Source organism: Streptomyces sp. YS-3 (genome assembly GCF_045257485.1).
Lineage (GTDB): Bacteria > Actinomycetota > Actinomycetes > Streptomycetales > Streptomycetaceae > Streptomyces.
The window spans coordinates 1-10,844 of the sequence record NZ_JBJHPC010000222.1 but is presented as its reverse complement, the minus strand read 5'-3'; the positions used below and the strand labels follow the sequence as shown (position 1 = coordinate 10,844).

The following is a 10,844-nucleotide window of genomic DNA, read 5'->3' as shown; positions in this document are numbered from 1 at the left end:
CCCCGTCACCCATCCCGTCACCCGCCGCCTCACCCGTCATTTCCCGTCCGCCTTCCGCAGCGCCCGCCACACCGCCTTCGCCGCGTTGTGCCCGGACATCCCGTGGACTCCCGGCCCCGGCGGCGTCGCGGAGGAGCACAGGAACACCGACGGATGCCGCGTCGTGTACGGGAACAGCGACAGCGTCGGCCGCAGCAGCAGTTGCAGCCCGCGCGCCGCCCCGCACGCGATGTCCCCGCCCACATAGTTCGCGTTGTGCGCGGCGAGCTGCGGCGGCCCCGCCGTGGCCCGGGCCAGTACCCGGTCGCGGAAGCCCGGCGCGAACCGCTCGATCTGCCGCTCCACGGCGTCCGTGAGGTCGCCGTCCCACCCGTTCGGCACATGCCCGTACGCCCAGAACACGTGCTTGCCCTCCGGCGCCCGCGACGGGTCGACGAGACTCGGCTGGGCGGTGATGAGGAACGGCGTCCGGGGCGCGGTGCCCCCGGACGCCTCGCTCAGCGCGGCGCCGATCTCCCGGCTGGACGGTCCGATCTGCACGGTCCCGGCCCGGCGCGGCTCCGCCGCGGTCCACGGCACGGGTCCGTCCAGCGCGTAATCGATCTTGAACACCCCGGCGCCGTACCGGTACCCCTCGTACGCCCGCCCCAGCCCCGCGATCCGGGCGAGCGCGGTGGGCGAGGTGTCGAAGACGTACGCGCGCGCGGGCGGCAGGTCGTCGAGGCGCTTCACCTCGAAGCCGGTGTGCACCGAGCCGCCGAGGTCGCGCAGGTACGCCGCGAGCGCGTCCGAGATCGACTGCGAGCCGCCGCGCGGCAGCGGCCAGCCGTTCTCGTGCGCGGCGAGGGCGAAGACCAGGCCGACCGCGGAGGTCGCGAGCCCATTCAGCGGCGCGATGACATGGCCGACCAGCCCGGCCAGCAGCGCGCGCGCCCGGTCGTCCCGGAAGCGGCGCATCGTCCAGGTGTACGGCGGGAGACCGTCGAGGCCGAAGCGGGCGAGGCCGATCGGGTCGCGGGGCAGGGCGGTCAGCGGCAGCGACATGAAGTCGCGGACCAGGACGTCCCACTTTCCGAGGTACGGCGCCACGAGTCTGCGGTAGGCGCCCGCGTCGCGCGGCCCGAACGACGCGGCGGTCTCCGAGACCGAGCGGGCGAGCACGGCCGCGGTGCCGTCGTCGAAGGGGTGTGCCATGGGCAGTTCGGGGTGCAGCCACTCCAGTCCGTACCGGTCGAGCGGCATGTCGCGGAAGGCCGGGGAGCCGATGCCCAGCGGATGCACGGCGGAGCACGGGTCGTGGCGGAAGCCGGGGAGGGTGAGCTCCTCGGTCCTGGCGCCGCCCCCGATGGTGTCCTTGGCCTCGAAGACCTCAACGGACAGGCCGCGCCGGGCCAGTTCGACGGCGGCGGTCAGTCCATTGGGCCCCGCCCCCACGACGACGGCATCGAGCATCGACGGCACCTTGGACTCCTCACGCCCTTGTGGCCAGGACACCCAGCATATTCCGGACCGCCGGCGATCCGGTCCGGGGTGGGTGCCGTCGCGGCCGGGGCGGCGGCCGAGCGATGGCGGTGTCCGTCAGGGCCTGCCGCCCGCTCACTCCCCCGCCAGCAGCCTCCGCACCCGCTCGGCCGTCGCCGCGTCCCGGGCGGCCGTGAACGGCAGCGCGTTGCCCCCGGTTATCCGGTACGGCTGCCCGGTCACGGTGGTGTGGGTGCCGCCCGCCTCGGCCACCAGGAGCAGGCCCGCCGCGTGGTCCCAGGCGAGCTCCCAGGAGAACGCGATGGCGTCCAGCTCGCCGCGCGCGACCGCCAGGTATTCGAGCCCGGCCGAGCCGCAGGGGCGCGGGCGGACGCCTTCGGTGCGTAGGCCGAGCAGCGCGCACTTCTGGTCCTGCGTCGTGTAGTCCGGGTGGGAGGTGGCGATCTCGATCACCGCGCCGGGCGCGGGCGCCCCGGACCGTATCGCCTCGCCGTTGACGGTGGCGCCCCGGCCGCGGACCGCGACCGCCATGACGTCGAGCGCCGCCCCGTACGTCCACGACGCCAGCACCTCGCCCCGGTGCGCGAGCGCCACCAGGGTGCAGAAACCCTCCTCGCCGCGCACGAACTGGCGGGTCCCGTCGACGGGGTCGACGATCCACACCGGCGCGTCGCCGCCCAGCGCGTCGTACGACGACGGGTCGGCCGCGACGGCCTCCTCACCGACGACGACCGATCCCGGCAGCAGCGCGGGCAGGGCCTCGGTCAGGAACTCCTCGGCGCGCCGGTCGGCGACCGTCACCAGGTCGTGCGGGCCGTTCTTCTCCAGGATCTCGTGCGCGGCGAGCTGGCGGAAGCGCGGCATGATCTCGACGGCCGCCGCCTTGCGGACCGCCTCTTCGACGTCGGACGTGCGGTTTTCCAGAAACTCTGCGAGCAACCCTTCGATCATGCGTCCAGCAAAACACGCCCCACTGACAACCGGCGAACACGGCCCCTGACCTGGGCGTCATCGAGGTGACGTCCCCGGGCGCCGCCGGTCCCCGGCCAGGTCGACGCCCGACCGGCACCCGGCCGGCGCCGGGTCAGCGCCCCACCGCGTACCCCTGCATCCCGCGCGGATTGGCGGCTGCGGACAGGACGCCGGTCTCCGGGTCGCGGGCGACCGCGCACAGCCGCCCCTCCGACCAGGCGCCGCCGACCGTGACCCGGTGCCCGCGCCTCCGCAGCCCCGCCACCACGTCCGCCGGGAACCGTGCCTCGACCGTGACGCTGCCGTGCCGGGTCACCCGGGGGTGGAACGAGCTCGGGAAGGACTCGTTGTGCCAGTTCGGCGCGTCGATCGCGCTCTGGAGGCCGAGGCCGCCGCGCTCGCGCGCGCCGAGGGCGAGCGCGAGGAAGAAGTGCGGCTGCCACTGGTCCTGCTGGTCCCCGCCGGGTGTGCCGAACGCCAGCACCGGTACGCCGTCGCGCAGCGCCAGGGTGGGCGACAGCGTCGTGCGCGGGCGGCGGCCCGGCGTCAGGGTGTTGGGCAGCCCCTCCTCCAGCCAGGCCATCTGCAGCCGGGTGCCGAGCGGGAAGCCGAGTTCGGGGACGACCGGGTTGGACTGGAGCCAGCCGCCGCTGGGGGTGGCGGCGACCATGTTCCCCCAGCGGTCGACCACGTCCAGATGGCAGGTGTCGCCCCGGGTGGCGCCGTCCGGGCCCACGGTCGGCTCTCCGGCGCCCGCCGCGTGGGTCCGGCAGCCACGCGCGCGCAGTGCCTCGCGGGCGATCCGGGGCGGGCGTCCGCCGGGGCTGCCGGGCCGCAGCTCGTACGAGGCGGTCGCGCCGACGAGCGCGCGCCGCGCCGCGTTGTAGTCGTCCGAGAGCAGTTCGGCCGTCGGCACCTCGGCGGCGTCCCCGTACCAGGCCTCCCGGTCGGCCATGGCGAGCTTGCACCCCTCGACGAGGAGGTGGACGTACTCGGCGGAGCCGTACGGCGGCAATTCCCCCGGCAGCAGCGCCAGTTGCTGGAGGAAGGCCGGTCCCTGGCTCCAGCCGCCCGGCTTGCACAGGGTCCAGCCGTTCCAGTCGTACGTCACCGGGTCCTCGTACGTGGCGGACCACCCGGCGAGGTCGGCCTCCGTGAGCGCGGCGGTGTGCCGTTCGCCGCTGGTGTCCAGGGTGGGGCGGCCGGCCTGCGCGACCAGCGCGCGGGCGACGAACCCCTCGCGCCAGATCCGCCGGGCGGCCTCTATCTGCCGCACCCGGCCGTCCCCCGTAACGGACGCGCGCGTGGGGGCGGATTCCGCGAGGAGGCGCCGCCAGGTGCGCGCCAGGGCCGGGTTGCGCAGCAGCCTGCCGGGGCGCGGGGAACGGCCGCCCGGCAGATACACCCGGGCCGAGGAGGGCCACTCGCGCTCGAAGAGCGCGCGCACGCTCTCCACGGCCTGCCCGACCCGCTCCACGGGCGGATGGCCGTCCTCCGCGTATCCGATGGCGTACTTCAGTACGTCGGCGAGCGGTTTGCTGCCGTGGTCGCGCAGCAGGAGCATCCAGGCGTCGAAGGCCCCGGGCACGGCGGCGGCCAGCGGCCCGGTGCCGGGCACCAGGTCCAGGCCGAGTGCGCGGTAGTGGGCGGCGGTTGCCCCGGCGGGCGCGGTCCCCTGGCCGCAGAGCACCCGTACCGGGCTTCCGGCCGGTGCGAGCAGGATCGGTACCTCACCCGCGGGCCCGTTCAGGTGCGGCTCGACGACATGCAGGACGAAACCCGCGGCCACGGCGGCGTCGAAGGCGTTCCCGCCGTCCTCCAGGACGGCCATCGCGCACTGCGAGGCGAGCCAGTGGGTGGAGGACACCATGCCGAAGGTGCCCTGGAGGGTGGGCCGGGTGGTGAACACCCTCGCAGGCTAGACGGGCCCGTGCCGGAATGTCAGACCCCGCCCGTAACGTTGATCCCGCTCGGAACGGATGGAGGAGCAGCGGTGCACGGTGAGTACAAGGTCCCCGGCGGCAAGCTCGTGGTGGTGGACCTGGACGTGGAGGACGGGGTCCTGCGCGGCGTGCGGGTCGCGGGCGACTTCTTCCTGGAGCCGGACGAGGCGATCGGGGCGATCAACAGCGCGCTGGAGGGCGCCCCGGCCGACACGGACGCGGCGGGGCTCGCGGCCCGTATCGACGCGGCGCTGCCCCCGGGCACGACGATGTACGGCCTGACGTCGGAGGGGGTCGGCGTCGCGGTCCGCCGCGCGCTGGCGCACGCGACGGACTGGACGGACTACGACTGGCAGCTGATCCACGACGGCCCCCAGTCCCCCGCCCTGCACATGGCGCTGGACGAGGTGATCACGGCCGAGGTCGCGGCGGGCCGCCGCCCGCCGACGCTGCGGGTGTGGGAGTGGGGCGCCCCCGCCGTCGTCATCGGCAGCTTCCAGTCCCTGCGCAACGAGGTCGACCCCGAGGGCGCCGAGCGCCACGGGATCACGGTGGTGCGCCGGGTGTCCGGCGGCGGGGCGATGTTCATCGAGCCGGGCAACACGATCACGTACTCGCTCTCGGTCCCCGACGCCCTGGTCTCCGGCCTCTCCTTCGCCGACTCGTACGCCTACCTGGACGACTGGGTCCTGGGCGCGCTCGGCGACATGGGGGTGAAGGCCTGGTACCAGCCCCTGAACGACATCGCCACGGACGCCGGCAAGATCGCGGGCGCCGCGCAGAAGCGGGTGGTCGCGGACGGCGGCGCGGTCCTGCACCACGTGACAATGGCGTACGACATCGACGCCGACAAGATGCTGGACGTGCTCCGCATCGGCCGCGAGAAGCTCTCGGACAAGGGCACCAAGAGCGCGAAGAAGCGCGTGGACCCCCTGCGCCGCCAGACGGGCCTGTCCCGCGCGGCGGTCATCGACCGGATGATCGCCTCGTTCCGGGGGCGGTACGGGCTGGCGGAGGGCCGGGTGACGGACGAGGAGATGTCCCGCGCCCGCGAGCTGGCGCGGACGAAGTTCTCCAGCGAGGAGTGGACGGCGCGGGTGCCCTAGGGCGGGCTCCCGCTTCCCGCCCGGCCGGCCGTCGCCGGCCCCGCACGGACCGGTGGCGCCCCCGGGCCCCGCGGCGGACGAGGCGCCCCGGCCCCTCAGTTCAGCGCCGGGATCACCCGCTCCCCGTACGCGTCGATGACCGTCTCCCGCGCGTCGTGCATCGCGTACAGCGCGAACTGGTCGACGCCCAGGGCCCGCAGCGCCTTCAGTTTCTCGATGTGCGCCTCCACCGGGCCGAGGAGGCAGAAGCGGTCGACGATCTCGTCGGGGACGAAGGCCGTGTCCGGGTTGTCGGTGCGGCCGTGGTGGCTGTAGTCGTAGCCCTGGCGCGCCTTGATGTAGTCGGTGAGCGCGTCCGGCACCAGGCCGGAGTGCTCGCCGTAGCGGGCCACCAGGTCCGCCACGTGGTTGCCGACCATGCCGCCGAACCAGCGGCACTGCTCGCGCGCGTGGGCGAGGTCGTCGCCGACGTACGCCGGGGCGGCCACGCAGATGGTCACGGCGGCGGGGTCGCGTCCGGCCTCCACGGCGGCCGTGCGGACCGCCTTGACCATCCATTCCGTCAGGAAGGGGTCGGCGAGCTGGAGGATGAAGCCGTCGGCCTTCTGGCCGGCCAGCGCCAGCGCCTTCGGTCCGTACGCCGCCATCCAGACGGGCAGCCGGCCGTCCCTGACCCAGGGCAGTTTCAGGGGCTGTCCGTCGACCTCGGCCTCCCGGCCCTCGGCGAGGTCGCGGATGACGTCGATGGCCTCGCCCAGGCGCGCCAGGGTGTTGGGCCTGCGGCCGGCGACGCGCATCGCGGAGTCGCCGCGCCCGATGCCGCAGACGGTGCGGTTGCCGTACATCTCGTTGAGGGTGGCGAAGGTGGAGGCGGTGACCTCCCAGGTCCTGGTGCCGGGGTTGGTCACCATGGGGCCGACGCGCATCTGCCGGGTGTGTTCCAGGATGCGGCTGTAGATGACGAACGGCTCCTGCCAGAGCACCGCCGAGTCGAAGGTCCAGCCGTAGCGGAAGCCGTTGCGTTCGGCGCGGCGCATCAGGCCGACGACGGTCGAGGCGGGCGGGTCGGTCTGCAGGACGAGTCCGAAGTCCATGTGGTGCTGCTCCAGGTGACTAGCCGAGGTACTGGGTGGTGGCCCGCGGGGTGTAGACGCCGTGTCCGGCCCGTCCGGTGAACCGGCGTTCGTTCAGGACGAGTTCGCCGCGCGAGAGGACCGTCTCGACGCGGCCGGTGATCCGGCGCCCCTCGTACGCCGAGTAGTCCACGTTCATGTGGTGGGTCTCGGCGGAGAGGGTCTGCTCGGCGTGCGGGTCGTAGATGACGATGTCGGCGTCGGCGCCCGGCGCGATGGTGCCCTTCTTCGGGTAGAGCCCGAACATCCGCGCGGGACTGGCGCAGGCGATCTCGATCCAGCGCCGCCGCGAGAGGTGGCCGTCGAGCACGGCCTGGTGCAGCAGGTCCATCCGGTTCTCCACGCCCGGCAGCCCGTTGGGGATCTTGGAGAAGTCGCCCCTGCCGAGCTCCTTCTGCCCCACGAAGCAGAACGGGCAGTGGTCGGTGGAGACCACCTGGAGGTCGTTGGTGCGCAGCCCCCGCCAGAGCGCGGCCTGGTGCTCCCGGGGCCGCAGCGGCGTCGAGCAGACGTACTTGGCGCCCTCGAAGCCGGGCTCGGCCAGGTTGTCGGTGGAGAGGAAGAGGTACTGCGGACAGGTCTCGCCGAAGACCGGAAGTCCCTTGTCCCGGGCGGCGGCCAGCTCCGCGACCGCCTCCTCGGCGGACACGTGCACGACGTAGAGCGGCGCCCCCGCGACCCGGGCGAGCTGGATCGCGCGGTGGGTGGCCTCGGCCTCCAGCAGGGCGCGCCGCACCTCCCCGTGGTAGCGGGGGTCGGTGCGGCCGGCGGCGAGCGCCTGCTCGACGAGGACGTCGATGGCGATGCCGTTCTCGGCGTGCATCATGATCAGCCCGCCGTTGGAGGCCGAGCGCTGCATCGCGCGCAGGATCTGGCCGTCGTCGCTGTAGAAGACGCCGGGGTACGCCATGAACAGCTTGAACGAGGTGATGCCCTCCTCCACCAGGAGGTCCATCTCCTTGAGCGAGTGCTCGTTCACATCGGAGAGGATCATGTGGAAGGCGTAGTCGACGGCGCACTGGCCGTCGGCCTTGGCGTACCAGGCGTCCAGCCCCTCGCGCAGCGCCCGGCCGGGCGTCTGCACGGCGAAGTCCACGATGGTGGTGGTGCCGCCCCAGGCCGCGGCCCGGGTCCCGGTCTCGAAGGTGTCGGAGGCGAAGGTCCCGCCGAAGGGGAGCTCCATATGGGTGTGGGCGTCGACGCCGCCCGGGATGACGTACTTGTCCGTCGCGTCGATCGTCCGCTCTGCGCTCCAGCTCAGCGCCGCGTCCGACGCGTGCGCGGCCAGGGCGGCGACGCGGCCGTCCTCGATGAGGACGTCGGCGTGGATCTCGTCGGCGGCGGTGATCACCAGTCCGCCGCGGATCAGTGTGCGGGTACTCATGGGTGGTGCTCCCTTTCGTACACGTACGGCGCGCTCCGCTGCGGGGGCGCGGCTGTTCGGCTGCGGGGCGGCCGTGGCGGGGCGCGGCACTGTCCGGCGCGCGCTACACGCTCCTCAGCGCCCGTTCCAGGATCGCCGCCCCCTCCTCCGCCTCCGCGACCGTCAGGGACAGCGGTGGGGCGACACGGAGCACGCTCGTGTTGTGGCCGCCGCCCTTGCCGATGAGCAGACCGCCCTCGCGGGCCGCTTCCAGGACGGCCGCGGCGGCCTGCGGATGGGCCTCGTCGGTGCCCGGCTTCACCAGCTCGATGCCCGCCATCAGCCCCCGGCCGCGCACCTCGCGTACGAGCGGGAGCTGGGCGGCGACGGCCCGCAGCCGCTCGATGAGCAGACCGCCGACGCGGCGGGCGTTGCCCTGGAGGTCGTGTTCGAGCAGGTACGACAGGTTGGCGAGGCCGGCCGCCATGGTGACCGGGGAGCCGCCGAAGGTCGAGATGGAGTTGGCGTCCAGGCAGTTCATGATCCGGGCACTGGCGACCACACCGCCGATCGACATGCCGTTGCCGATGCCCTTGGCGAAGGTGAGGATGTCCGGCGGGCCGTTCTCGGCGTGTGCCTGCCAGCCCCAGAAGTGCTCGCCGGTACGGCCCCAGCCGGTCTGCACCTCGTCGCTGATCCACAGGATGCCGTGCCGGTCGAGGACCTGGCGGAAGGCGGCGTACAGCCCGTCGGGGGGCGACGTGAAGCCGCCGACGCCCTGGATGGGCTCGGCGATGAGCGCGGCGACGTCGCGGGTGTGGCCGAGGAGGTCTTCGAGGTCGGCGACGCAGGCGTTGATGAACTGACGGTCACTCAACTCCGCGTAGGGGCCGCGGGTGCGCACGCCCCCGTGCACGTACAGCGTCTGCAGGGGTGACAGGCTCGTCGGCGACCAGGAGTGGTTGCCGGTGATGCCGACCGCGCTGAACGAGCGGCCGTGGTAGCTGTTGCGCATCGCCAGGATCTGGTTGGAGCCGCGGTGGGCGGTGGCGAGCAGCAGCGCGGTGTCGTTCGCCTCGGTGCCGGAGGTGGTGAAGAAGACCCGGGCGTCCGGGATGCCGGAGAGCTGGGCGATCCGCTCGGCGAGCTCGACCATCGGGCGGTTGAGGTAGAGCGTCGAGGAGTGGATGATCCGGCCGGCCTGTTCGGAGACGGCCTTGGTGACCTCGGGCAGGGCGTGCGCGGTCATCGTGGTGAGGATGCCGCCGAAGAAGTCGAGGTAGCGGTTGCCCTCGGAGTCCCAGACGTACCGGCCCTCACCGTGCGTGAGCTCGATCGGGTGCCGGTAGTAGAGCGCGAGCCACTCGGGCAGCACCGCGCGGTGGCGGTCGAAGAGCGAGCTCACGGCTGCACCAGCCCTTCGTAGGCGTCGGGCCGCCGGTCGCGGTAGAACGCCCACTGTTGGCGCACCTCGTCGATGAGGCCGAAGTCGAGGTCCCTGACGAGGAGTTCCTCCTCCTTGTCGCTGGCGGTGCCGCCGACGAACTGGCCGCGCGGGTCCACGAAGTAACTGGTGCCGTAGAAGTCGTTGTCGCCGTACTCCTCGCGGCCGACCCGGTTGATCGCGGCGACGAAGTACTCGTTGGCGACCGCCGAGGCGGGCTGTTCCAGCTGCCACAGATGGGCCGAGAGTCCGCGCGAGGTGGCGGAGGGGTTGTAGACCAGCTGGGCGCCGTTGAGGCCCAACTGGCGCCAGCCCTCGGGGAAGTGGCGGTCGTAGCAGATGTAGACGCCGACCTTGCCCACGGCGGTGTCGAAGACCGGCCATCCCAGGTTGCCCGGTTTGAAGTAGTACTTCTCCCAGAACCCCTTCACCTGGGGGATGTGGTGCTTGCGGTATTTGCCGAGGTAACTGCCGTCGGCGTCGATCACGGCCGCGGTGTTGTAGTAGAAACCGGAGTCCTCGATCTCGAAGACCGGGACGACGATCACCATCCCGGTCTCCCGGGCGAGCTCCCGCATCCGCTGGACGGTCGGCCCGTCCGGCACCGGCTCGGCCCACCGGTAGTGCTCGGCTTCCTGCACCTGGCAGAAGTACGGGGCGTTGAAGACCTCCTGGAAACCAATGATCTTCGCACCCCGCCGGGCGGCCTCGCGGGCGTGTTCCTCATGTTTGGCGATCATGGATTCGGTATCGCCGGTCCAACTGGCCTGGACCAGTGCGGCGCGGACAACAGTGGCCATGAGCTGCTCCTTAGACGAGCCGTCAGCCAGGCGTCGACACGCGTAGATTGCGTGTGGAGAGACGGTAAAGCCCGTCACGCACCGTGGCAAGACCATCGCCGTCACGCCACGAAGTCGATCACATTTCCCTCGGTACGGGGGCGGGAAGGCGCCCCCAGTTGCCCCGCCGTGCGTGCCTCAGCAGCACCGGGTCGTCGCCGACGACCACCGGGTGGCCCACCTCGGCGAGCAGCGGCAGATCGGCCGCCTCGTCGGCGTAGGCGTAGCAGTCGGCGGCGAGCAGGGCGTGCTCGCGCAGCAGGGCGCGGGCCGCGTACCCCTTGCCCTGGCCGGACATCGGGGCCCTCGGCCGGGCGCAGAGCACCACGTCGGCGCGCAGCTCGCGGGCGACCGGGGCGACGGCCCCGGCGGGCGACGGCGTCACCAGGACCACCAGGTGGCCCCGGGCGGTGTGGCCGTGCAGGGCGGCGAGGACCGGCGCGTGCCAGAGGCGGCCGAGCGGCGGCCCGGGGCCGTCCGGGGGCAGCTCGGGCAGCGCCAGGAGCGTGCCCTCGACGTCGAAGAACGCGGCGGCGCGCGGCGCGCGCGACCGGGGCGGGCG

Annotated in this window: 9 protein-coding genes; 1 reads left to right on the top strand and 8 read right to left on the bottom strand. The window is 73.1% G+C overall.

Annotated elements, in window-relative coordinates:
• Positions 1-36: 36 nt before the first annotated feature.
• From ACJA3G_RS19180 to ACJA3G_RS19170, 3 genes are all read right to left on the bottom strand, one after another.
• The gene (locus ACJA3G_RS19180) at positions 37-1,461 is read right to left on the bottom strand and encodes a phytoene desaturase family protein (RefSeq protein ID WP_406554236.1); all 1,425 of its coding nucleotides are present in this window, start codon (positions 1,459-1,461) and stop codon (positions 37-39) included.
• Between the two features lie 135 nt (positions 1,462-1,596).
• Positions 1,597-2,433, bottom strand: coding sequence for an inositol monophosphatase family protein (locus tag ACJA3G_RS19175; protein ID WP_406554235.1), 837 nt, complete (start codon positions 2,431-2,433; stop codon positions 1,597-1,599).
• Positions 2,434-2,566: 133 nt separating this feature from the next.
• Positions 2,567-4,363, bottom strand: coding sequence for a gamma-glutamyltransferase family protein (locus tag ACJA3G_RS19170; RefSeq protein ID WP_406554234.1), 1,797 nt, complete (start codon positions 4,361-4,363; stop codon positions 2,567-2,569).
• Between the two features lie 84 nt (positions 4,364-4,447).
• On the opposite strand from ACJA3G_RS19170, the gene ACJA3G_RS19165 reads away from it, so the two are divergent.
• The gene (locus ACJA3G_RS19165) at positions 4,448-5,503 is read left to right on the top strand and encodes a biotin/lipoate A/B protein ligase family protein (protein WP_406554233.1); all 1,056 of its coding nucleotides are present in this window, start codon (positions 4,448-4,450) and stop codon (positions 5,501-5,503) included.
• Positions 5,504-5,598: 95 nt separating this feature from the next.
• Here the strand turns inward: ACJA3G_RS19165 and ACJA3G_RS19160 are convergent, their stop codons facing one another.
• The 5 genes from ACJA3G_RS19160 to ACJA3G_RS19140 form a co-directional block, all read right to left on the bottom strand.
• Positions 5,599-6,597, bottom strand: a complete 999-nt coding sequence (locus tag ACJA3G_RS19160) for a TIGR03842 family LLM class F420-dependent oxidoreductase (protein WP_406554232.1) — start codon at positions 6,595-6,597, stop codon at positions 5,599-5,601.
• Positions 6,598-6,616: 19 nt separating this feature from the next.
• Positions 6,617-8,020 (bottom strand): dihydropyrimidinase, encoded by a 1,404-nt coding sequence (hydA, locus tag ACJA3G_RS19155; RefSeq protein ID WP_406554231.1) that lies wholly within the window; start codon positions 8,018-8,020, stop codon positions 6,617-6,619.
• Between the two features lie 103 nt (positions 8,021-8,123).
• Positions 8,124-9,404: an aspartate aminotransferase family protein gene (locus ACJA3G_RS19150; protein ID WP_406554230.1), complete on the bottom strand. Its 1,281-nt coding sequence runs from the start codon at positions 9,402-9,404 to the stop codon at positions 8,124-8,126.
• Positions 9,401-10,243, bottom strand: a complete 843-nt coding sequence (locus ACJA3G_RS19145; protein ID WP_406554229.1) for a nitrilase-related carbon-nitrogen hydrolase — start codon at positions 10,241-10,243, stop codon at positions 9,401-9,403. The genes ACJA3G_RS19150 and ACJA3G_RS19145 overlap by 4 nt, the downstream gene beginning before the upstream one ends.
• Before the next feature lie 118 nt (positions 10,244-10,361).
• A partial coding sequence (locus tag ACJA3G_RS19140; RefSeq protein ID WP_406554228.1) for a haloacid dehalogenase-like hydrolase occupies positions 10,362-10,844 on the bottom strand: 483 nt, incomplete at its 5' end.

What these genes read in the sequence shown, in the direction of transcription:
- ACJA3G_RS19175 (WP_406554235.1), bottom strand. Translation starts at nt 2,433, where the DNA reads ATGATCGAAGGGTTGCTCGCAGAGTTTCTGGAAAACCGCACGTCCGAC.
- ACJA3G_RS19160 (WP_406554232.1), bottom strand. Translation starts at nt 6,597, where the DNA reads ATGGACTTCGGACTCGTCCTGCAGACCGACCCGCCCGCCTCGACCGTC.
- hydA (WP_406554231.1), bottom strand. Translation starts at nt 8,020, where the DNA reads ATGAGTACCCGCACACTGATCCGCGGCGGACTGGTGATCACCGCCGCC.
- ACJA3G_RS19145 (WP_406554229.1), bottom strand. Translation starts at nt 10,243, where the DNA reads ATGGCCACTGTTGTCCGCGCCGCACTGGTCCAGGCCAGTTGGACCGGC.